The organism is Mycolicibacterium setense, from assembly GCF_000805385.1.
GTDB lineage: Bacteria > Actinomycetota > Actinomycetes > Mycobacteriales > Mycobacteriaceae > Mycobacterium > Mycobacterium setense.
This window is the reverse complement of the sequence record NZ_JTJW01000005.1, coordinates 129,330-151,422: the sequence shown is the minus strand read 5'-3', so window position 1 is coordinate 151,422 and position 22,093 is coordinate 129,330. Positions and strand designations below refer to the sequence as shown.

At 62.6% G+C, this 22,093-nt stretch carries 16 protein-coding genes and 1 pseudogene; 4 read left to right on the top strand and 13 right to left on the bottom strand.

The features are described from left to right. Positions 1–4 precede the first annotated feature (4 nt). From drmB to QQ25_RS06960, 4 genes are all read right to left on the bottom strand, one after another. Positions 5–1,720 (bottom strand): MrfA Zn-binding domain-containing protein, encoded by a 1,716-nt coding sequence (gene drmB / locus QQ25_RS06980; protein ID WP_039378034.1) that lies wholly within the window; start codon positions 1,718–1,720, stop codon positions 5–7. Further along, complete coding sequence (locus QQ25_RS06975) at positions 1,717–4,929, bottom strand: helicase-related protein (RefSeq protein ID WP_039378032.1); 3,213 nt, start codon at positions 4,927–4,929, stop codon at positions 1,717–1,719. Before QQ25_RS06975 ends, drmB begins: the two co-directional genes overlap by 4 nt. Beyond that, positions 4,926–6,746, bottom strand: coding sequence for a UvrD-helicase domain-containing protein (locus QQ25_RS06970; protein WP_039378030.1), 1,821 nt, complete (start codon positions 6,744–6,746; stop codon positions 4,926–4,928). Before QQ25_RS06970 ends, QQ25_RS06975 begins: the two co-directional genes overlap by 4 nt. A gap of 647 nt (positions 6,747–7,393) precedes the next feature. Beyond that, positions 7,394–12,160 (bottom strand): DEAD/DEAH box helicase, encoded by a 4,767-nt coding sequence (locus QQ25_RS06960; protein ID WP_234711864.1) that lies wholly within the window; start codon positions 12,158–12,160, stop codon positions 7,394–7,396. A gap of 196 nt (positions 12,161–12,356) precedes the next feature. Between QQ25_RS06960 and QQ25_RS06955 the strand changes: the two genes are divergently transcribed. Continuing rightward, positions 12,357–13,469 (top strand): DNA cytosine methyltransferase, encoded by a 1,113-nt coding sequence (locus tag QQ25_RS06955; RefSeq protein WP_052235690.1) that lies wholly within the window; start codon positions 12,357–12,359, stop codon positions 13,467–13,469. Between the two features lie 132 nt (positions 13,470–13,601). Here QQ25_RS06955 and QQ25_RS06950 read toward each other — a convergent pair. The 8 genes and pseudogenes from QQ25_RS06950 to QQ25_RS06925 all read right to left on the bottom strand — a co-directional run. Beyond that, positions 13,602–13,862: pseudogene (locus tag QQ25_RS06950) on the bottom strand (very short patch repair endonuclease); the annotation flags it as partial. Between the two features lie 248 nt (positions 13,863–14,110). Then, positions 14,111–14,416 carry a hypothetical protein gene (locus QQ25_RS31565; RefSeq protein WP_308205479.1) on the bottom strand — a complete coding sequence of 102 codons (306 nt, stop codon included), beginning with the start codon at positions 14,414–14,416 and terminating at the stop codon, positions 14,111–14,113. Further along, on the bottom strand, positions 14,413–14,619 hold the full coding sequence (locus QQ25_RS31560) for a hypothetical protein (RefSeq protein WP_308205480.1): 207 nt from the start codon (positions 14,617–14,619) through the stop codon (positions 14,413–14,415). The genes QQ25_RS31565 and QQ25_RS31560 overlap by 4 nt, the downstream gene beginning before the upstream one ends. After that, positions 14,606–15,064, bottom strand: coding sequence for a metallophosphoesterase (locus tag QQ25_RS31555; RefSeq protein WP_308205481.1), 459 nt, complete (start codon positions 15,062–15,064; stop codon positions 14,606–14,608). Before QQ25_RS31555 ends, QQ25_RS31560 begins: the two co-directional genes overlap by 14 nt. Positions 15,065–15,112: 48 nt before the next feature. Beyond that, positions 15,113–15,460 carry a hypothetical protein gene (locus QQ25_RS06940; protein WP_234711863.1) on the bottom strand — a complete coding sequence of 116 codons (348 nt, stop codon included), beginning with the start codon at positions 15,458–15,460 and terminating at the stop codon, positions 15,113–15,115. 66 nt (positions 15,461–15,526) lie between these two features. Continuing rightward, on the bottom strand, positions 15,527–16,501 hold the full coding sequence (locus QQ25_RS06935; RefSeq protein WP_201774209.1) for an acetoacetate decarboxylase family protein: 975 nt from the start codon (positions 16,499–16,501) through the stop codon (positions 15,527–15,529). After that, entirely contained in the window at positions 16,501–17,205 is a 705-nt protein-coding gene (locus QQ25_RS06930) for a type 1 glutamine amidotransferase domain-containing protein (RefSeq protein WP_039378024.1), read from the bottom strand. Before QQ25_RS06930 ends, QQ25_RS06935 begins: the two co-directional genes overlap by 1 nt. 13 nt (positions 17,206–17,218) lie before the next feature. Then, a complete protein-coding gene (locus QQ25_RS06925) occupies positions 17,219–18,496 on the bottom strand; it encodes an NADH:flavin oxidoreductase/NADH oxidase family protein (protein WP_039378023.1) in 1,278 nt (425 codons plus the stop codon). 97 nt (positions 18,497–18,593) lie between these two features. On the opposite strand from QQ25_RS06925, the gene QQ25_RS06920 reads away from it, so the two are divergent. Together QQ25_RS06920 and QQ25_RS06915 are read left to right on the top strand one after the other, a co-directional pair. Next, positions 18,594–19,172, top strand: a complete 579-nt coding sequence (locus QQ25_RS06920) for a TetR/AcrR family transcriptional regulator (RefSeq protein ID WP_039378022.1) — start codon at positions 18,594–18,596, stop codon at positions 19,170–19,172. Between the two features lie 19 nt (positions 19,173–19,191). Further along, the gene (locus QQ25_RS06915) at positions 19,192–19,716 is read left to right on the top strand and encodes a protein-tyrosine phosphatase family protein (RefSeq protein WP_110812341.1); all 525 of its coding nucleotides are present in this window, start codon (positions 19,192–19,194) and stop codon (positions 19,714–19,716) included. A gap of 24 nt (positions 19,717–19,740) precedes the next feature. On the opposite strand, the gene QQ25_RS06910 is transcribed toward QQ25_RS06915, so the two are convergent. Next, a complete protein-coding gene (locus QQ25_RS06910) occupies positions 19,741–21,159 on the bottom strand; it encodes an SDR family NAD(P)-dependent oxidoreductase (protein WP_039378565.1) in 1,419 nt (472 codons plus the stop codon). 283 nt (positions 21,160–21,442) lie between these two features. Here QQ25_RS06910 and QQ25_RS06905 point away from each other — a divergent pair, with 283 nt between their 5' ends. Beyond that, positions 21,443–22,087 carry a DUF4352 domain-containing protein gene (locus QQ25_RS06905; protein ID WP_039378021.1) on the top strand — a complete coding sequence of 215 codons (645 nt, stop codon included), beginning with the start codon at positions 21,443–21,445 and terminating at the stop codon, positions 22,085–22,087. The last annotated feature ends 6 nt before the right edge of the window (positions 22,088–22,093 follow it).

The following is a 22,093-nucleotide window of genomic DNA, read 5'->3' as shown; positions in this document are numbered from 1 at the left end:
CGACTCATGTGCCAACAGCATTGGCGACGAACTTGCTGAAAATACCTTCAGATTCGTTACCACCCTCGCGCGTGCCGAATAGAAGGGCCCGATCGAGGAACGAGTTGTTCTTCTCGCATGAAGTTTCTGGAACGAGCACGCATGCGTGGCACGCGGCTAGGTTCATCGCGTCGCTCCCTGCCCCTCTCGATTCGATGCAAACCGGGTCAGACGAACACCACGAAAGGCGCACCAGACCCTCGGATAGAGCCCTTCCAAGCTGATCCGTCTCGGCTAACGCCGCGACGCCGCCCAGACTGCCGGCGGAGTCCGAGCTGGCGGTATAGATCAACAAGCCAGCCATGTCGTCGTCGATATACAACCGCTCTCGTAACGCTGATGCCGGATAGCCGGCGTCCAGTGACAACTGGTCGATGATGACGTGTGCAAGGGTGTGTAGAGCCACCTCGACAATGTTGACGTGAGTCGGCGCGTGACCGTACTCCTCTGCGTTCCGGTCAGCGGCGATCTTCAGCATGCGCGCCCGCTCCTTGGTAAAAGGCTGGTCGGCCCACTCCGCCAGTACATCTCGGTTGAACGCGATGAAGATGCCTTCACCGATCACCTGGATAGCGGGAAGCCAGTTCATTCGCGTAGGCGCGAGCTGGCACAGGTTCTCCGAACTTCCGCCTCCTCCATCAAGCCTGGAAAATCCATACAGCGCACGCACTTCACGCAGCCTTGTCACCTTGCGAACATCGGAGATCAGATCCTCGAACTTGTCTGGAACGTCCCGGTGCAAGGCAACGAAATCAGCGTTCGGGTCATCCTCATCGCGCCCCTCGATGAGGGCGCCGTACTCGCCTGAACGCAGCCTCGCTTCGGAGAGGTCCTCGTCTCCTTGTTCTTCCCCTCGGCGCCGTTCGGTTTCCGCCACGATCTGATCGACGGTGTACTTGCCATTCGACAGGTCTGCAATCTTGCCCAGCAGCGCCGGAGTTACGACGTCCGGATCCGCGAGAAGTGGCCAATACTTGTCGACATGCTTCGAAAGTGCTTCTGAATACGGCGGAATCGAGATGGATGACCGAACGGCCGGGTACCAGACGTTGGACGCACCGCGCTGGAGTACGCGTGGGACTTCATCACAAGGCTCCATCTCGCTTCCGAGCCACGGACGTGCGCCCCTGCACGATCCGAAGTCATTGAGCGGACCGATCGCACCATCGAGATTCCGGTTCTCAACCCCGCATGTACAGGTCAGCACCAAGTCCGCAAGCGACGATGTCCTGCCTCGCGCTTCGAGTTTCATCAGGTGGTCGGAACCGGACTTCCCTTGCCCTCGGTGAAGCCATTGGAAGTAGGGGAATTCATCGATGTGCCCCCGCCGACAGGCGACTATCAACCGGAAGGGGTTGAGTGGTTGCTTGTCCTTGCTGCATTCGGCAACGTTCCAGTCTTTCGAAAGCTCGTGGAGCCGACCGATGCGACGGCATGTCGGGCACACCTGAGTGTAGGGAAACCGTATGACGGGGACGTCTCTTCGTCCCCCCGCCGGCGGCTGCTTCAGCGCACTGACCTTCAGCGAACGCGCCAACCTGGGTTCGCTCACCGGCTCGGCACGGTCTTCCTTCCACTCGTGCAGACCGGCGATCATGAAGCTGGTCGTCGATGCCGGGAACAGCCCTCCGATCCCGTAAGTGCTGATCAATTGGCTCCGGCGTGCCTTGGGATTGTTCACTTTGACTTCCTCAAGAAAGCAATCGGGTAGAGGCTGCTCTCTGCGTCCACATCTCTCATGCTTCGCAAGGTGGGCCACGGCGCGGCTTCCTGGGAGTACTCCTCCACTAGGGCAGCGCCAGCTTCCACCAATAGCGCAGCTTCTACGTTCCGCGGATTGTTGTAACGCATGTTGGGCTTTGCAGCAGCTTCGCTACTCCATACATCGATCAGCGCGTCGATCTGATCGAGTGTCGCGTCGGCCTCTTCTGGCGCTGTACTTCGCACACGTCTGTCGATGATCTTCACGAGTTCGGTGAGTGAGTCGTAGTTTGCATCTGCCAGATGGGCTGCGGTGTCAGGAGCCAGCTCATCGACGAGTAGTCGCGCCAGGGCGACCAGGATGCCCTGCAGACCTCGATCCCGAGCCCGAGCGGCGAAAGGCGTTGCGCTCGTTGCCTCCACGGCGCGATAGAGCGCCTGATGGAAGGGAAGGAAGCTTTCGTAGTGAGAACGGTCGCGCGACCGGGCTGAGTTGAAGATCGTGACGACGAGTCCTGGGTGTTTACGCCCGACCCGGCTGGTCGCTTGAATGTACTCGGCACTCGACTGTGGCTGTCCCATGACGGCCATGAGGCCCAATCTGTCGATGTCCAACCCCACCGAGATCATGTTGGTCGCGAGAACGACATCGTCAACTTCGTCATCCGGCAGAGCGGTTTCCAAACCCTTCAGGGCTTCCGGGATCTCGGAGGACGGAACGCGGCTGGTCAGCTCGGTCACCCGGGAGATCTTTCGAGGCGTCGTCTCGTTTCGTCCGGCCACCACCTTTAATCGGTCACGGACGTCCGCATCCACTTGAAGCGTCGCACTACCCAAGACGCGGAGACTGTTGAAGTACCCCATCAGAGTCCAGTACGGATCTCGACTGTCTTCGTCCCCCTTCAGGTCCTGGGCGGCTTGCAGCAGCGCGCCGTACGTGCGAACCAAAAGTGTTGCGTGACTGGCTCCGGCGGTCATCACGCCGACATAGGCACGTGTGCCGAGTGCGTCGCGTGGCGCGGGTTCGGCGAAGAACGAGACATCGGGATCTATGCCAGGCGGCGGGAACTGACGCGCATCTCTGTCGAACACCGCCTTGATCTGCCGATCTGCACGACGGATTGTCGCCGTGGACGCGATGACCTTCGGGCGGGTCGTGGCGGGCCCGGCATCGCTCAATCGAACGCCGCAAGCTGCATCGACCGCTATTTCGTAGAGTCCGACGATCGACCCGAGTGGCCCTGAGATCAGATGCAATTCGTCCTGGATGATCAAGTCCGGCGCTTCGCCCAGCCCGTCGCGGGAGAACAAGTCACGGACCCTTTCGTTCCAGGCCATCATCGCGAACTTGTCGACCGTGCCCAGTACGAGTTCAGGCCGTTCACGGTAAATGTCCTCGTCCACCACATGGACGGGCAGACCGTCCCGGAAGTCGCAAGACGGAGTTCTGCAGGCGATCACGAGATGCCGTTCGGGCAGCTTTTCCACCACATAGTTCGAATAGTCCAAATCCTCACCGCACCAGGGACATTGCGTGAGTTGAACCGGATTATTCTCGGCAAGTTCCTGGCCTGCACGCAGGTTGTTCAAAGCTCGCCGGGCGTCGTCGAGATTGTTCGGTGTTGCTTTGGATCCAACCCACAATCCGATCGAGAAGGACTTGGTACCGAGGTCCTGGCGGTCGAGGCGGAGTCTCTCCAATGCACACATTAAAGTTGTCGCACGTTCGAACTGCTGAATGGTCAACAGCCTCAACGTATAGCGCATGATCACAGCGACACCCGTAGCCGCGCTGTTCCGCAGCCGGCGAAGAATGATGGTGAACGCGATCAGACCGAGGTACGCCTCGGTCTTGCCACCGCCGGTAGGAAACCACAACAAGTCCGCGATGTCACGGTCTTGGTGCTTACGATCAGCCAGGCCGCGAAGATTCAACAGGATGTACGCGATCTGGAAGGGATACCAGGACTGATCCGTCCCTGGATCCACGGCACCTTGATGGCCCTTGCGAACCCAATCTTGCCGTGCTCGCTGGATTTGCATCGCGCGGTTGGCTAGACGGAATGCCTTGAACACCTGCGGGTCACCGGATAGAAGTTCAATGCCGGCCTCAATTCTCATAGCCGCCGATCGAGCGTCCTCCATGTGGCCGGCTGCAACTCCCCGCAGTCTCGGCGGCACGTCGGTGTCGCCGTCGACGACCGACTGATCGAGTCCATCGATCCACTCTCGGTACGCGGCCACCATCGCTCTCAGGTTCTCCAGCACCACGGCGTCCGCACCGTCTGCGAGTGTCGACATCCTGATGTCGATATCGGACAGCTGCGCCGGTCGTGCACGATGCACTTCCACCTGCGGAAGGAATGTGCTCTCGACGGCGGACACGTATGGATCTGTCGTCGGCTCCCACGTCGCAGCGCATCCGTGGCCGATGGCAAACACCCTGGCATTGCGGTACAACAGCGCCGCCGAACTCAAATCTGGATCGGTACTGGATAGTTGGGGCTGCGTTCGGTCCATGATTGCCGGCTTGTCGGTCGAAACCGCTATTCCGACTTGAAACCAGGCAAAAGCATCCCGCAACTCGCCTTTCCGATTCGCTACCTTGGTGTTCCTGAGCGCGAGAGACACTGTGACAGCGCCATCTTTGGGTTGCCGCACGTAGACGTAGAGCTGGAGGTCTGGCGCCACGGAGAGATACTCAGTCCGGCTCCTGCCAACATCCAGAGCTACGGGATCGATGACCGTCGGCACCCGAAGCCACTCAGCGGGGCGCGACTTTTGCCGTCGTTTGGCCGACCGACCGGACTCTTCCGGCTCAGCGTCTGCATCCGACGGAATATATTGCGCCACATGCAAGTCGACCTTGACCTCGGTGGTCCGACTCAGGTCGATCGTGAAGGTGATACCCATCGAGCTCGGATATCGCATCAAAGCCTGCGAAACGGGCGTGTCCTCAAATCCCTCAGAGTCTCCCGAATCATCGCTGTCGGGGTCCGGCGCTTCTTGCACATCGTCATTCGAAGGCCACAGCACACCGACCACGTAACGGTCGAGCGGCAATTCCTTGATCACTTCGTACGCGTCGTCACCGTCGTTGCTCGGGCCGATCAGGTCACGACCGAGCTCACGAATCATCCCGTCCCGGAAGTCGTATTTGAGACTCAGCGGATCACTTTCGGTGATCATTCAACTTCCTCCATCGTCTTCCAATCGGGCTCCACAAGTCCCGTTATTCGAGGCGCAAGCCACAATCCGGACCGCCCGACGTCCAGACGCTCGGTCTTTCGAGGCTCCCCTGCGACCGTCTCGACAGACACGAGCGTCAGTCCGAACAAACGTCCCGGAAAGGCACCCCCTCCCCGGCGGCCGAACGCGGTGTTGAACGCCGTATTGAAGGTCTCACTGGTGCGGCCCAGCAGATAGCCCTCTTCCGTTGTCAGCAGGTAGGACGGCAGGTCCGCGCTGCTCATTTCGACGTCGAGCATGGCCTCGACATTTGCGCCTATGAGGTCATTGTCTCGAAGGTTTTCCTGGGCATCGGCGGCGTCGAGTCCACCACCGGAAGTGGGTTCACTGACGTCCACGTCGTCGTACAGAAACTCGAAAGCCTTTACGCGCTTTTTTCCGGTCTTCCAGTTATAGACCCTTTCGACTCGCCGTCCAGGCAGCCATCGCATCTTCTCGAATGACGATCGCGCCTGCGGCAACCAGCAGATAAAGATGTCGTCCCTCGCACGACTCAACGCGACGTACTCACGCCGAATGGTCGCCCACTCGTCCTCGTCCTCGTGTTCGTAGTTAGGAGCGACCAGAAACACACGGTCAAACTCGAGGCCCTTGGCGCGATGGACCGTCGACACTATGACGTTCGAGGAGTCCGGCTCGGTCAACGTGAGCGGCAGCATGTTGGTCCGAATCGAGTTGCGAAGCCGCCCCAAATTCAGGGCATCCCGACCGCGCTTATCCGCGGCTACAGACTTGAGCAAGTACCACGCCTGCTCGATTTGAGCCTGATCGAGCGACCGAGCCAGCGCCTCCTCGACCTCTGACCGATCGACTGTCTGACCCGACACCGATGTCAGTGTCCTGCCGATCCAGTTGGCTGCGCCGAAATCTTGAGCCTGCCGGCGCACGGCATGCCGTATGTCCTTGCCACTGAGATGTCGTGAGACCCGCAATACATCAGAGTTGGTGGCACACAGCACGGCCGTCCGCACATCGTCTTCCGAGACCAGGCCGTCCCATTCATCGATCTCACCGAGGTCCAACAGAGTGGATTGCAGATCAGTGATCAAGCTGTCGGCGTCTTCGGGATCATCAGTGGCTCTGAGTCGCTCCCCCAGCTTGACGACTTTCTTCGGACCGTTGCCCCTCGCGCGGTAGTTCTGACCGAGCTCCACCTCCGTGCAACCAAACTCTTGTTTAAGGGCCTCAATCACAGCGGTTGATGCCGTCTTGCTGCGCGACTCAGCCAGTTGGAAGTTGAAGATGCCCTGCAACGGATCTCCAAGCGCTGTGATCCCGACATCGTCACCTGCTGCGCGCAGGATCTCGATCACGAAGTCCGCTCGGTCACCCACCAAATCCTGGACCTCATCAATCACGATGTGGCGAAGATCAGCGATCAGATCAGGGGTATCTGCAGCGTCGCGTATCAGTTGCGTGGCCTGGCGGATACGAGCTTCGAAACTCCCAGTCGGCTCTTTATCGGCTTCGAGAATGATCTGGCCGGCGAACGAATCGAAGGTCCGCACATTCGCTGCCGGCACCTCTCGCGCGCCGAGGCGCGTCTTGACCGCCGTGACCGCCGCACGAGAGAAGCTCAATACGAGAACCTGGGCTGACGCCGAAAGATCTTCTTCCTTCACCAGGTGGTCGATACGCAGCGCAACAACCTCGGTCTTGCCCTGTCCAGCACCCGCAATCACCAGCAATCGTTCGTCTATCGGTGCCTCGGCTACATCCCGCTGGGCGTCATTGAGCACAATCTCGGAGGCGGTCACGCTACCGTCTCCCCGTCGGAAGGCCGTCGATACGAGCGAGTACAAGTTGCGCCTTGCCCCCGCCAATACAGTCTCGGACATCTACGAACGACACCTCCCTGTAGCGGCTGCCGTTAAGCCCCGGCACCCCGCAGTCGATCGACTGATGCTTGCGATCCGGACCGGCAGTGAGCGCGGAGCTGTTGACGAAGTAGCCCGTCCGCGCACCGACATCGATCCCTGCCCCGGACAAGGTCCAGCCCGGCGAACCTCTGCGACTATCGCGCCGCTGTCCATCGAGTAACAGCATGGACGACCTCTCTCCCCTGGTCGATTAACCCGAACCGACTAACCACTTGAAGTGCCGGAACCCAGTGCACAAACTGACGCGCACGTCACCAGCAAAGTAGGATCTCAGATAGCCCCGACAAAATGCCCAATGTTGGCAAGATGTCGGTCAGTCTCGCTGCACCTGGCATGCAACCCTCCATTGGTCGGCCCGGGGCATTGGTCGTCAACCCCGCTCCATTTGCCATATGACCAGGACACCGACCAAGGCGCAACCACTTCTGAACTTTCAAGCTCGACACAAGCCAATCGAGACACAGAAATGACGACTCTCGGGGGTGAAGCAACGCCGCACGCTGATGAACCCGAAACGGCCGCCGTCATTCCTGGCGACACATCGTCTGCGAGAAGTCGACATGGCTATCGGACGGCAGTTCCGTTCGGACGGTCACATTCCGGTCTGCCTCTGACTCCACAATGTCTTTGACACCCTGGTACACGATGCTGTCACCGAACTCGACGATGTTGTCAAGCATGTTGACGATCAGAACCTCGTCGGTACCACCGTTTTTCGGACCACGAAGGCCACGCCCGACCATCTGTTGATAACGGACCTCACTGCTGGTCGGACGGGTGATGTACACGGCGTCGGTTTTGGGCGCATCGAAGCCCTGCGACAACACCGCGTAGTTCGTCAGCACCTTCAACTCGCCTGATTTGAACCGTTCGATCGCCATCCGTCGGTCTTCGGGGCTGGTGTCCTGGTCGATGGAAGCCGCAGGGCGTCCGTGGAGCGTAAGCAGCGTGGCCAGCGTCTGAGCGTTCTCGACCGAGGCAGCAAAAACCACGATCTGCCAATTCTCCGGTTTGCTCATGATCGAATCTACGATCGTGCGCGTGCGGTCCTCATCTCGACCCAACCGGATCTCGGCACTCTTGGACAGCCAGCCCATCGATCTGAACTCATCGAGCTCCTTCATCGACAGATCGATGGACACACCATCGAGAATCTCCAGGCGGGCTCGGGCAAGGACTCTGTCCCGCTGCAGCCTGACCTGTGGATGCTCGTCCCCGAAGACACCCTCGTCCACCCGGTTGTCGTCGAACCGCGCCAGCAAGCGTTCCGTTTCCGCACTGTCGCGGCGCCCGCGAAAGGGGGTAGCAGTCAACCCGATCAGGGGTTTGTCCCGTTGCCGCGTGCCACGCCCCAACCACTCAAGGATCGCGGTGTAGGACGGGGTATATGCGCCGTGGGCTTCGTCGATGATGACGACCGGAGCCTCCGCCAACCAGGCGTAGGACTCGTTGCCGACCGCCCGAAGGAGAATCTTCTGCCACGTCGCCACCACGACCTGAACGCCGGCTGATTCCTCCTCCATTTCGTAGTTCGACCAGAACCGGCTGAGGATCAGCTGGGTGTCCTGCCGGCCGAGGGCACGCCACAGATATGACCATGCATCGATCGCCTGCTCACAGAGTTCTTCTCCATCGGCCAACCACAGGACGGGCCCAGAGAACGAAGTTCCGTGCGCCAGCCCGTCTAGGCTGCCGTCGCGGATCGACTGGATGACGGTCTGTACGGCGACTCTGGTCTTACCTGCGCCGGTGGGCAACGAGACGATTCCTCGCCTCGGGCCGACGCCACGCAGCAGGTTGGCGAGGCGTTGCGAAACCACCTGCTGGTAGTCGTGGAGCTCATCGAGCTGGGTGGGACCGTCGATGTACTCCGTCGGCTTATTTCGTCGCCGCGCCTTCTGACCCGCCCATTCGTCACCGAACCCGAGCCGCTTCACCCAGTCTCGCGTGTTGAACGACCCCGACCACGTCGACGGAGGGGGAACAGGCAGTCCGAGCGGATCGACCTTGCATGCGCGTTCCAGTGCGCGGACACCCAGCATGGTCACGCACAGATTGGCGAGATCAAGCCCATGGGGTTCGACCAAGCCGTCGTTGACCAGATAGTTGAGCGCATCCTTCGGGATCAACGTCCTGAGACGCTCCTCACCGGCGAACATGAGGAGGCGTTCGGCATCGCTTGATGCCTTCCTGATCACCCGGATACGTTCCGAATTACGGCGCCGCTCCATGTTCTTGAGAAGCAGGTCGACGTGTCGATCCGAGCTGTCGTAGAGCAAACATTCGAGCGCTTGCTTCAGAATCTCCCGGTTGGTCGTGCCCGTCACCAGGATTCTGTCCGATTCACGGCCCGCCTCGCAGACCACCTGCACTGCGGGCTGGCCGGGCACCGCGGCCACCTTGCTGATCGACAGACACTTCTGGATGACGAGACCATCGAGCTCGTCAGCGCCGGGGAGCGCGTCCAGCACCGGGAACACGTCGGTGAGAAGTTCTGGCTCCGCGCTCGTCTCGTACGAATACGTGACCGGGAGGTCGCGGCCCTCCAAGCAACCCCACAGTTCACTCAAGGTATGGACGTCCTCGACGCTGTCGACGAGCACGCAGGGAATACCGAACTCGCCGAGTTCGGTGTATGCCCCTTTGCGGTGGACCACCGCTACGGCCTTCCGATCCTCCTCTGCCCATTGATCACCCCGACATACCCACAGGCGATCGGGTGGCTCGGCCTCCTTGTGCGTCCAACACCACCAGGCGTAGGCCTGACCCACTCGCAGCATGTCATCGCGTTTGACATGAGTCTGCACAAGCGAATTGAATCCGGACGGGTCGAGGTCTGCCATCTCGCGCTTGAGTCCCAACACAAATTCGGCATCGGAACTGAGCACCATTTGACTCACACATGGGATCAGCCCCTCTGGGACACCCGGTACTTCTGCGACGAACGCTTCGGCCACGGGCACTGCTCCCAACGTGGTTTGCAGCAGTCCATGCTGCCTAACCCACCAAAGTTCGGGCGCTGTGTAGCGGCCCGTCCTTGGCGCATTGGGATGACTCACCCGGACACGCGACACATCGACGTCGTTGATGACTGCAGCACTGAGGGCCACCTTGTTCGTGACGCTCAGGTCTGGCAAGCACTCCAGAGGGCCGAGGACCGAATCGATGCCGTCGACCTCGATTCCCTGTCGCGCCTGGAGGCCCAACCCCAGTTCGTCACCGAGGCGATCGCGCACCACGTTCAGATACCGCGCCACCCATTTCTCATTCGAGCCCACGGCCGATCGCGATGGTCGAGACCTGACACCCAGTAGGTACAGGATCTGGTGGTCGGCTACGTGATAATCGCCATCGACCAGGTATGCACCATCTTCCTTCAACGGCTTGAGGCACTCACCCGCAAAGTACAGACCCTCCGGCAACACCCACCGGCCGTGGCCGTCTCGTACCCGCACCACCTTCGTCGCGCGGCCGTCGAGCACGCCGTCGAATGCCTCGTGCACCAGCTGCACACCCGAGCCGCGCATCGCGATCCACAGCGCGTCCCAATCGACCTTCCCGGTATGCCTGAGTTGAGTGAGCAGTTGCAGCATCTCACCACCGTCTTCGAACACGGTGATGCCCAGGTACTTCAGTGCATCCGTAGTCGACAGACTGCCGGCCACGACTTGATCGACAAAGGAAGTCCCGTTCTGTTCCGGGTTGGAGCGCAGAAAGCACCGACCGCGCACCGGCTGTGCGAGGGATCCGTTCTCCAACAACACGATTCGGGCGTCGCGCACGTCCAATTCTGTGTTGCCACCTTTGCGCACCAGCTCCGCGGCCAGCTCGATCGCGGCCGCGGACTGCACGGGCCGCGGATCTGCCACAACCGACTGCAGCCAGTGCAAGACTCGGCCCGGCGGTTTGATCCGATCATCGTCCTGCAACAAACGATCGACCTTGGACCGGCGCTCAGTGGTGGTGGTGCAGTCGGGATGCACCCACGCACCCCGGTTCCCCGTCACCGTCGACCACCTGCCCGCGAGTTCGGCCACGTCGTCCGGAATGCGTTGAAGTGCACTGGGTGCTCGGAGCTCACCATCGAGGTCCGGCAGGCATCGAGAATCTCGGAGTGCCTGGAACACTGGCTCGTTCACGACCTTGTCGGCCCAGCTGCGGGACTCTTTGCCGCGGGCAGGAAGGACATCGATGTACCGGCCGAACGCACGGCCTGCGATGAGGTCCTTGCGTGCGGCAACCACCAGATGTGGCACCACCTGAGTCAGGATCTCGTAGTTGAACTCGCACTCGATCACGTTGATGCGATCATCGGACAGTTTCCACGGAGCATTGACCCGGCCGCTCAAGGTCAGATCAGACTTGACCGGGAAGAATGCCGACAGTTGCCCCACTTCGACCCGGCCCGTCAACGGCAGTGCCCAGCTCACCGTCACCGATTCGCGTCGAGCTGCATGGCCGGCCGATTCCAATGCCTTGAGCGACGGCTTGTGCTCGGTCGAAACGACCAACCATTCTCGATCACCGTCCTCGGTCGTGAGGGTGACGCGGTTCGCCTTCTTTGCAGCCTTGAAGTGCCGCTCGCGGCCGGCGAAAACGTCAACGAGGTCGAGGATTCGCACGTGCGGGGCAAAAAGATTGAACGACTCGTCGAACTCGGCGATCTCCGCCGACAGCTGCTCTGCCGCTCCGTGTTTCAACGGCACCTTCACGATGGTCGTAGCCCAGTCGGCGAGGTCCGCAAGGACAGCATCGGCGCGGAACTCTGAGGTGGCGTTGAGCGACCATGCCAGACGCAATGCCGGGACATCGGCGGTCCCGTACTGGTACCCGAGTTCGTCGGACAGCTTCTCCGCCGACTGCTCCCGGCTGAACTCGAACGACACCGAGCGGCTGAAGATCTGAGGGCTGTCGGAGATGCCGCTGATCGACTTGAAGCCGAGCCCGAAGCGGCCGATCTCGGTGCCCGTCTTGTTGGACAGGTGGGTGTAGAGCAACGCCCGAACACCCGAATCCTCGAAGGGTCTGCCTTCGTTCGCCACGTACAACGCGCTATCAGTCAGACTGACCTGGATACGGCCGGGCGTTCCTTGCATTGCGTCGGCGGCGTTCTGTACCAGCTCCTGGATCTGCTTCCGGCCATAGCCACCCTCGGCAATTCCACGCTCTTTGCCCGCATCTTCCTCGACCCGGTTCGGATCCTCCTTGTAAACCCGGATGCACTTGTCGCGGAACTCGTCGACCAACCCTTCCAACGCGCGGTCCGGGTCCGTCCACCCCCTATGCGCCACTGCCGACCTCCATGACTATTTCCGCAGGCGAACCCAAACGTTTGCGGAGAAACCATTGCTCGAACGAAGTTGTACCATCCACCACCGTCAATATCTGGCGGATCATTACACAAGATGGTTCCATCGTCACGCGGTAGCCGTTCCGTACTTGCGAGATGCTCGCCCGACGGCGGGTACGCCGGCTACGATCATCGGCATGCCGCCGGAACCAGCTCCGAATGAAGTACCCGGACGGATAATCGACCTTTTTGCGGGACCCGGCGGTCTCGATGTGGGCGCGACATGGCTCGGCATGCCTGTCAAAGGGATCGAGTTGGATGAGGGTGCGTGCGCGACACGGGCAGCGGCAGGACTTGAAACAGATCAGGGCGACGTTCGCTTGCATGGGCCGGCAGAGTTTCCGGACGCCACTGTCCTCACAGGAGGACCGCCATGCCAGACGTTCACCGTGGCCGGCACCGGCACCGGCCGACAGGCCCTGGAAAAAGTTGTGGCGTGTATCCCGGGCATGATCGAGCACCCCGAAGCCGATCCGATTCGCGGCTGGTCCGCTGACGAACGCACCGAACTGATTCTCGAGCCGTTGCGTTGGGCGCTATTGGCGATCAGAACCGGCGCCCCGTTCAAGGCGATCGTGCTGGAACAAGTCCCCGCAGTCTTACCCGTGTGGGGAGAATTCGCAAAGGTACTCGAAGGCCAAGGTTACAAATGTGCGGTCGGGATTCTCCGCTCTGAGGAATTCGGCGTACCCCAGACCCGTCGTCGAGCGATCTTGATCGCACGATTGGGGCACACGCCCGTGACGCTTCCGACGCCGACGCACGAGCCTTTCAGAAAGGGCACGTCAAACCAGGGAGCACTGGGACGTGAACCGTGGGTGTCGATGGGCCAGGCACTCGCGCGCGAAACAGGCTTCACCGTCATCTCCAACTACGGGAGCGGCGGCGACCCTCGAAACCGCGGACGACGAACCTCCGACGAACCGGCAGCCACCGTCACCGGAAAGATAATGCGCAACCGGTTGCAGTTGGCCAGCGGTGACGTCGGCCGATTTTCGCATCAAGAAGCCGGCGTCCTACAAACATTCCCGCACGATTTCCCTTGGTCTGGTAGCGACATCGGGCAACAGATCGGGAACGCGATTCCACCACGCCTGGCCGTACACGTACTGGCGCAAGCTCTGGACATTCAGGTTGACGGCGCCGAGCTCGATCGTGTGGTCAAGGCGCCATGGAAAGAATCCTCGAAGAATCCCATCAAGCAGCGCATCAGGACTCCCGATTACGAATTGGCAACTGCCACAGACTGATCCAGCTCATGTCCGCGCGTTGCGCAGGTCGTCCAGCGCCGAGCAGATCGCGTCGGCGACCGATCGGGGCTCCTCGTGTTCCCAGAACCGCAGCACTGTCCACCCACGTGCAGCCAATTCCGAGTCCATCCGCCTATCACGCTGCACATTGCCGTCGAGCTTTTGCGCCCACCAATCCGCGTTTGCTTGCGGCCTGGTCGCATGAACAGGACACCCGTGCCAAAAACACCCGTCGATGAACACCACCAAACGCCACGTTTTCCAGATGATGTCAGCCTTACACCTGAGGTCAGGTTCCGGCCTGGAGTCCACTCGGTATCGGACGCCTCGTGCGTGAAGTATCTGCCTGACCAGCAGCTCAGGTTCCGTATCACGACGACGTTGTTTGACCATCCGCGCACGTACGGAAGCCGAAGATGCGGGGGGCCTCCTTCCAGGCGGCGGCCCCCCTCCGGCTGATCGTGCGGTCATGGGTTCAGGTTGGCACACCGGGGGCCATCTGAGCAGACCGGAGGCCATCCCAGGCACGACATCGAAGTCCATGTGCGCAAACACGCCCTCGTGGCACTGGTTGCGGGAACGCAGATAGCGCGGATTCCACAGTCCCGGAACGGGGAGCCGGCGGACCTCGGCACGCTGGTCTAGATGCTGACGTAGTTCTCCACGCGCAATTCCTGTTCACCTGACCACTGATACGCAGTCAGCCGACCTCCAGGGCGCACCGCACTGAAGTCCACACAGGCCGTGCGTGCCGTCCAATCAATCCCGTGTCTCGGCGGGCCCTTCCGCCAGTAGTGGCCGTAGAACACCGGCGCATCTCCCGCATACACGTACGACCGTTCATCGGCGGGCACCACGATCTCGGGTAACTCTGGATACCGCTGCCCGTCGACTCCAGGCGTTCCCTCACCGATCTCGGCGAGATCACGCAACGTGGTGGCGCTCATTCCACCAACGCAACGGGCACTGCTCCGGTTGTGGCCATCTTGTCCAGATAGGAGGGTTGACGGTGCTTGCTCAAACTGATCTCCGGAGCCTTCAACAGCACCTCGATCGCCTCGTACAGCCGAGCGCCTTTACGTGAGGCCTCCACAAACTGATCGATCGAGTTGAATCGATTCGAAACCAGTTCACGCTCAACGGCTTTCATCGAACCCTCGTGCCAGCAGGCGTGTACGACGCGGATGCCGCCGAGGTCGAGCCACAACGGGAAGGTCTTGAACCAATCGAGGTATTGCGTTCGCTGTTTCACCGGTGACCTGCTCGAGGAAGGCCTGATGCTGGTCGCGGTTCTTCTCGCTGTGGGGGCGTAGGAACTCTGCATCGTCGCGCGGATCGGGCGTAGCGATGCAGATTGCGTTGAACTCGTGATTACCCATCACAATCTGTGCACTGCCGTTGTCCACCATGGGCTTAACAATTCGCAGAACTTCCAGCTGCTGCCGCCCGCGGTCGATCAAGTCACCGACGAATACGGCCTGCCGTGAGGACTGCCAGCATAGACCATCCCCACATTTATATCCGAGCTTGGTCAGCAGACCCTTCAGCTTGTCGGCGCATCCGTGTACGCCGCCGAAGATGTCGAAGCCGTCCATAACCCCATAGTTACATCCGGCTCCGACGCCCCACCGTCAGTTTGATCCTTACGGACAGTCCTCTGAAACCCGCACCACCCCAAAATCGATCTTGGTGCTTACGCTGAACTTCATGCCAGGCGGCGGCGTCGAACTGCACACCTGCCAGTTGCGGTCGCTGATCTGGGCCCGGCTCTTGCCGGTGAGATCAGTCGAGCTGCTGAACCACACCTCGCCATCGGTCAACGATTGGATCGCATCCTGCGCACCCTGCAGGTCCAACCCGATCAAGTTCGGCATAGTCCATGACGGTTCAGCCGACACCACCGGGCTCAGCACTAGGGCTATACCAACCGTTGCCGCGGCCACCAATACACGCTTCATATCAACCTCCTGGTTTTGAAGTGAACCGCGCATCGTCGCACGAGGCGCCGACAAACCAACTAGCCGCAGCCCGGTGGACACAAAGGCGGACGGGCATCGTCAAGAGTTTTGACGATCTTCTAACGCAGTTGCTGCCCGGACAGACCCAGTCCCGCCAGCGCCGCCACCTCGACCCCGAACCGACACGGGCACAGGCATGTGCAGTGCCAGTTGGCCTTCCGTGACGACATCGAGCTGGATGGTCTTGATCGGTTTGAGCGCCCGCAAGTCGTCCGCCATCCGTCCCTGCCCGATCTCCAGATCTGCACCTCGCGGGAACCGTGCCGTCCCAGCCGACAACACATTCGTCTGACTCAGCGTGGAATGCCACGCACCGTCGAGCGACGTGTACGACGTGAGCGTCGAAACCCGGTCCCCCGTCACATACTTCGACTGCGCAGGGGTCACAGCCGACAACGTCAGATCTACCCCGCCGGAGTCATTCCCGACGCGCGCGACAGTCCGACCCGAGTCGATCGAGACATCCAACTCCGTCACCCACTTCGGGAAGCCATACCCGTCATGCCCGCGCACCTGGGCGATCTGGGTGCTTACCGGCAGCGACAGCACATACGAGTGCAGGTGATCGTTGGCCAACCCACTCATCAAATCGGCGAAGCCCAGCTTGCCGTGCCGCGCCGGCCGGACGGCGACGCCGACGGCGGCCTCGGTGTAGAAGTCGATGTCGCACACGTCGTACCGGAAGAACATCACCGACACCAGCCCGAGGCCCGGCGCAACCTCCAGGGGCGCGAGCGCTTTGGGCAGCCGAGTACGGATGTCGCGGGACCGGGCCAGTATGACCAGCCGTGCCGTGGAAATGCGGTAGTAGAAGTTCGGCGTCAGCGTCGGGCCGATCGCCGAGTTCACCTCGGTCTTGGGCAACCGCCAGAAGAAGTCGACGCTGGACACCCGGGGATCACGCGCGACGTCATCGAGATCGGTGTGCATCCGAAACCGGTCATACAGACCGCCTTTGGGCACGGTGACCAGGTGCCCACCGAGATCGACCTCGACCACATCTTGAACAGACATCAGTCCCTCCCGACGTCGGCTACCAGGCGCTCGGCCAACTTCTCCGAGGACTGCGGGTTCTGCCCGGTGTAGAGATTGCCGTCGACCACCACATGGGGACGCAGCGGCAGCAGCGCTTTCGAATAGTCGACGCCGGCCTCTTTCAGCTTGTCCTCCAACAGCCATGGCGCCTTGCGTCCGAAGCTATTCAACAATTCCTCGCGGTTGGACAGGCCTGTCATGCGCCGCCCGGCGAACGGGGAGACTCCGTCCGGCCCAGAAGCAGCCAGGATCGCCGCCGGTGCGTGGCACAGCAGCGCGAGTGGCCGACCGGACGCCAACCGCTCAGCCAGCAGTGCGCCGGAGACCGGGTCGTAGGCGAGGTCCTCCATCGGGCCGTGCCCGCCGGGGTAGAACACCACGTCGTAGTCGTCGGCATTGACAGTGTCGAGCGCGACCGGATGGGCCAGCACGTTCGCGATGCTGTCGAGATAGGTCTTGACCTCCCGACGCTTCCACGGCATGCCCCCGGAGATGCCGAGGCTGAGCTGGTCGAGCGTCGGTGCCTTACCGCCCGGCGTCGCCACCGTGATCTCCCACCCGGCCTCGGTGAAAATCTGGTGCGGCCGAGCCACCTCTTCGGCCCAATAGCCCGACGGATGCACTGTCCCGTCGTTGAGTGTCCAGCGGTCGGCCGCCGAGATCACCATCAGAACTTTCGTCATGGTCCGCCTCCTCTTAAACGTGTTGCGTACCAACAACGCGGGCCGGCCGTGGCCGGGACTTCAACCAACGTGAGTACCCACGGAGGGCACGTCGCGACACCAGTTGATCTGCGACCAGCGCGAAAGCCGGTCCGACACCCAGCACGGGTTTCTTCCCCGCCCCGAGCCGGCGCATCTGGTAGCGGACCATCGCCATGCTGGCGCTGGAGGCCAGCGGCTTGTCCGACCAGGTCACGGGCTTCAGGTGTCCGGTCGCCTCCGTGCCCCGGCGCCAGCGCGCGGGCAGGTCGGGGGTTTCGGCCAGCGCGGTGGCCATGCCGACCACGGAGACGCCACTGGCCAGCACCCGCTCGGCAGTCGTGCGCCGGGTGATCCCACCGGTCAGCATCAGCGGAATGGGGCTGCTCACGGCGAGCTCGGCCGCCAATTCCAGGAAGTACGCCTCACGAGAAGCGGTGCGATCATCGGCCGGGCGGCCGGTCATGGCGGGGCTTTCGTAGCTGCCACCGGACAGTTCGACCAAGTCGACGCCCAGCGGGGCGAGCATGTCGATCACCTTGCGAGCGTCGTCGGCGTCGAAGCCGCCGCGCTGGAAGTCGGCTGAATTCAGTTTCACCGCAACGGAAAAGCTCGGCGCTACCCCGGCGCGGACGGCTCGCACGATCTCCAGGAGCAGTCGCGCCCGGTTCTCCAGCGAGCCACCCCACTCGTCGGTGCGGGTGTTGACGAGCGGAGACAGGAACTGCGACAACAGGTATCCGTGCGCGGCATGGACCTCGACGCCGTCGAATCCGGCCATTTCGGCGCGGCGCGCGGTGGTCGCGAAGCGGGTGATGGTGTCGGCGATGTGCTCAGCCGTCATCGCGTCGGGCTGGCCGAATCGCTTCGAGTGCCGGCCTAGCTCGACCGCGACGTCTGACGGTCCCCAGACCACGCCCGGCATGTTGGCCTGAACCTGACGACCGGGATGGCTGATCTGCATCCACATACCCGCACCGTCGCCCTTGCCTGCCCGCGCCCACGCCGCGAACGGTTCCAGCGGGGAGTCGGCGTCGAGCACTACGCCACCCGGACCGGTCATCGCCTCGGCATGGACCATGACGTTGCCGGTGATGAGCAGGCCGGCTTCGCCGGCGCCCCACCGCCGGTACAGCGCGATCAGGCGCCCGTCCGGCAGCTGCGCCCGCCCGGCCATGCCCTCTTCCATGGCCGCCTTGGCGATCCGGTTGCGCAGGACCTGGCCGGACCTCAGCTGCAGGGGCGCGAACAATTCCTCCGACGTGCTCGACATGCGAACTCCCTAACGATGTTGACAGTGCTTACTTCTACTGGGTGCTAACATACGACCAAGATGTAAGCGGTGTCAACACTTGTGAGGTAGGTCCCGAATGCCCACGTCAACGAGGTCGTATCACCACGGCGACCTGCCCAGCGCGCTCGTGCAGGCCGCCCTGGAGCTGCTCGAGGAGGGCGGCGCGACCGAGCTCTCGTTGCGCGCGGCGGCCCGGCGCGCGGGCGTGTCCACCGCCGCGCCCTATCGGCATTTCGCCGACCGTGACGCGTTGTTGTCCGCGGTCGCCGCGGTGGGCTATCGGGATCTGGCCGGCCAATTGGCAGCGGCGAGCCCCGCTCCGAAAACGCCGAACGATCTCGCCGACATCGCCATCGCCTACGTGAACTTTGCGCTGAAACGCCCTGGCCTGTTCCGGGCCATGTTCGCCGAACCCTGCGACCCCACCAGCCCCGAACGGGTCGCCGCCGTGGAGGCCATCAGCGAGTACCTCAGATCGATTGTGCAGCAGGCGATTCCCACATCAGATCCGGATGCGATGGCGAATGCCGTGTGGGCGCTCGTGCACGGCCTCGCCTTCCTGCACCTCGACGGCAAGTTCGACGCGTCGTCCCCGGAAGCCGTTTCCACCACGGTCCGCGCCGCGGTCGCAGCGGCGCTCGGCCAGCTCGCCTGAGGTCGCTAACCTCTGCAACATGGAGTGGCCGCACGACGATGTCCTTCACGCGTGGTGGGTCCAGCCGAACCGGCTGCTCGCCGGCGAATACCCGGGTGCCACCACACCCGAGAACGCACAAGCCAAGATCCGCGCCCTACTCGACGCCGGAATCGACACCGTCATCGACCTCACCACAGACGGTGACCGTCTGACGCCCTACCGAGAACTTCTCCGAGCGGCAGCCGAGAACTCCGGGCGCACAGCGCGGTACTTCGCGCATCCGATTCCCGACTACGGCGTCATCGATGATGCAGGCTACGACGCAATCCTTGCGCGTATCCACTCCGAGTTGGATGCCGGCCGAAACGTATACGTGCACTGCTGGGGTGGGAAGGGCAGGACAGGCACAGTGATCGGGTCCCTGCTCGCCGAATCCGGATTGTGCTACGACGACGTGATCGCCCGCATCGCTGAATTACGCGCTGGCACAAGGAAAGCCGCAGATGCCTGCCCAGAGTCCGCTGCGCAGCACGACGTTCTGCGAGCGCGCTGCACCCGATAGATGCCGAAGCCGGGCGCGAAGTCTCTACCAACTCGCCGGCGAGTAATCCTTCAAGAAACACCCATACAGGTCCTCGCCCAACTCCCCGCGCACAATCGGGTCATACACGCGCGCAGCGCCATCCACCAGATCCAGCGGGGCATGGAAGCCTTCCTCGGCCAGCCGCAGCTTGGTCGGGTGGGGACGCTCGTCGGTGATCCAGCCGGTGTCGACGGCGGTCATCAAGATGCCGTCCTGCTCGAGCATCTCCCCCGCGCTCGTGCGGGTCAGCATGTTCAGCGCGGCCTTGGCCATGTTGGTGTGCGGATGCCCGGGCCCCTTGTAGCCCCGGCCGAACTGGCCTTCCATCGCCGACACGTTCACCACGTACTTGCGCCGGGCCGAGGAGGCGGCCAACGACGGGCGCAGCCGGCTCACCAAAATGAACGGCGCGGTCTGATTGCACAGCTGCACCTCGAGGAGCTCCATCGCGTCGACCTCGTGCACGCGCTGGGTCCAGCTGTTGACCGATGCGGTATCGGGCAGCAGCCCACCGGCGTCGATGGCAGTCCCGGCGGCGATCCGCTCCGGTGACGCACTGCGGGCTTCCAGTGCAAGCGACGTCACAGCATGCGCCGAGGGGTGCTCGCCGAGGCTGCCGGCCAGGGCATGCGGGTGCGCGTCACTGACGTGATCGAAGGTGATCACGTCCACCAGCGCCGGCGGCGGGGTGCGCTCAGCCTCGACCAGTGCGGCATACGAGCCGGCCGGGCGGCGCACCGTCTGTGCGGCGTTGTTGATCAGGATGTCCAGCGGCCCCTGCGCGGCAACCTCGTCGGCCAGGGCGACCACCTGCGCCGGGTCGCGCAGGTCGATTCCGACCACCCGCAGGCGGTGCAACCAGTCGGCACTGTCCTCCATCGCGGCGAAGCGGCGTACCGCATCGTTGGGAAAGCGGGTGGTGATCGTGGTGTGCGCGCCGTCGCGCAGCAGCCGCAGCGCGATGTACATGCCGATCTTGGCGCGCCCGCCGGTGAGCAGGGCCCGGCGCCCCGTCAGGTCGGTGCGGGCATCGCGCTTGGCCCGGTTGACCGCGGCGCATTCCGGACAAAGCTGGTGGTAGAACGCGTCGACCACGGTGTGGTGGGTCTTGCAGATGTAGCAGGCCCGCGAGCGCAGCAGCGTGCCCGCACTGGCCCCGACCGCGGTGGACACCAACGGCAGACCCTGAGTTTCGTCGTCGATGCGTCCGGGCGCACCGGTGGCGGTCGCGGCGATGACGGCCCGGTCAGCGGCCGCGACCGCTTCCCGTCTGGCGTCCCGACGGGCCTTCTTGACCGCCTTGAACATCTTCGCGGTGGCCCGGCGCACAGCAACGGCGTCGGGGTGCTCGGGCGGCAGTTCATGCACCTCGGAAAGCACCCGCAGGCACGTGCTGAGCTGGTCGGGATCGATCGCGGTCACCATGGAAGGGTACGGGGGCTGGGGCCAAATCCCCGTATCGAGCGAACGGACCGACGCGCACAATGCCGCCACCGACGGTGTCGTTCAGGTTTTCAGTCCAGACCTTGAGCACGATGCAGATCACCGCTCATCCCGACACCAGCGGGCCGTGAGGTCGCCGAACGAGCGGCCCATCTTGTCGCGGCGGCGTCCGGCCGCCGGAGAGAACTTGTCGGCACCGGGTTGTACGTTCGCCTGTTCGCCTGGCACTGGTGCTCAGGCGCCAGACAGAAGGAACACGCTCATGAGCCACCCGTATCCGCAACCCGGTGATCCGAATCAGCCTGCCGCGCAGGGGTTTCCCAACCAGTACGCGCCGCTGCCGGCCCGCGCCAAGAAGCGCAAATGGCCCGCACTGGTCATCGGCGCCGTCGCGTTCATGGCCCTGGCATCCGTCTTCTCCGACAACGACAAGAAGGAGGACGCCGATCGCACGGCCGGCGCCGCGCTTGCCGCACAGGCACCTACCGAGGAGGAGACCCCGGCCGCGAAGCTCAACACGCCCGTGCGCGACGGCAAGTTCCAGTTCGTCGTCAAGACGGTGCGGCCCGGGCTGGCCGAGGTCGGCGACAATCCGTACCTGCGGGAACAGGCGCAGGGCCAGTTCGTGATCGTGACGGTCAGCGTGGAGAACATCGGTGACCGCGCGCAGGGATTCAGCCCGTCGAACCAGAAGTTGTTCGACACCCAGGGCCGCAGTTTCGAAAGCGATTCATCAGCTCAGATCGCGTTGGGCGATTCAGACATCCCGGTGTGGGATGACATCAACCCCGGCAATGCCGTCGACGTGTCTCTGGTCTACGACATGCCGGCGGCCGCGGTGCCGGCACGCATCGAACTGCACGACTCGATGTTCTCCGGAGGCGTCACCGTGGAGCTGACGCCGTAGCCGGTG

Excerpts from the sequence above, each read along its gene's own strand:
- QQ25_RS06975 (WP_039378032.1), bottom strand. The coding sequence starts at position 4,929 with ATGATCACCGAAAGTGATCCGCTGAGTCTCAAATACGACTTCCGGGAC.
- QQ25_RS06955 (WP_052235690.1), top strand. The coding sequence starts at position 12,357 with ATGCCGCCGGAACCAGCTCCGAATGAAGTACCCGGACGGATAATCGAC.
- QQ25_RS31565 (WP_308205479.1), bottom strand. The coding sequence starts at position 14,416 with ATGAGCGCCACCACGTTGCGTGATCTCGCCGAGATCGGTGAGGGAACG.
- QQ25_RS31560 (WP_308205480.1), bottom strand. The coding sequence starts at position 14,619 with ATGAAAGCCGTTGAGCGTGAACTGGTTTCGAATCGATTCAACTCGATC.
- QQ25_RS31555 (WP_308205481.1), bottom strand. The coding sequence starts at position 15,064 with ATGGACGGCTTCGACATCTTCGGCGGCGTACACGGATGCGCCGACAAG.
- QQ25_RS06940 (WP_234711863.1), bottom strand. The coding sequence starts at position 15,460 with ATGCGCGGTTCACTTCAAAACCAGGAGGTTGATATGAAGCGTGTATTG.
- QQ25_RS06935 (WP_201774209.1), bottom strand. The coding sequence starts at position 16,501 with ATGTCTGTTCAAGATGTGGTCGAGGTCGATCTCGGTGGGCACCTGGTC.
- QQ25_RS06930 (WP_039378024.1), bottom strand. The coding sequence starts at position 17,205 with ATGACGAAAGTTCTGATGGTGATCTCGGCGGCCGACCGCTGGACACTC.
- QQ25_RS06925 (WP_039378023.1), bottom strand. The coding sequence starts at position 18,496 with ATGTCGAGCACGTCGGAGGAATTGTTCGCGCCCCTGCAGCTGAGGTCC.
- QQ25_RS06920 (WP_039378022.1), top strand. The coding sequence starts at position 18,594 with ATGCCCACGTCAACGAGGTCGTATCACCACGGCGACCTGCCCAGCGCG.
- QQ25_RS06915 (WP_110812341.1), top strand. The coding sequence starts at position 19,192 with ATGGAGTGGCCGCACGACGATGTCCTTCACGCGTGGTGGGTCCAGCCG.
- QQ25_RS06905 (WP_039378021.1), top strand. The coding sequence starts at position 21,443 with ATGAGCCACCCGTATCCGCAACCCGGTGATCCGAATCAGCCTGCCGCG.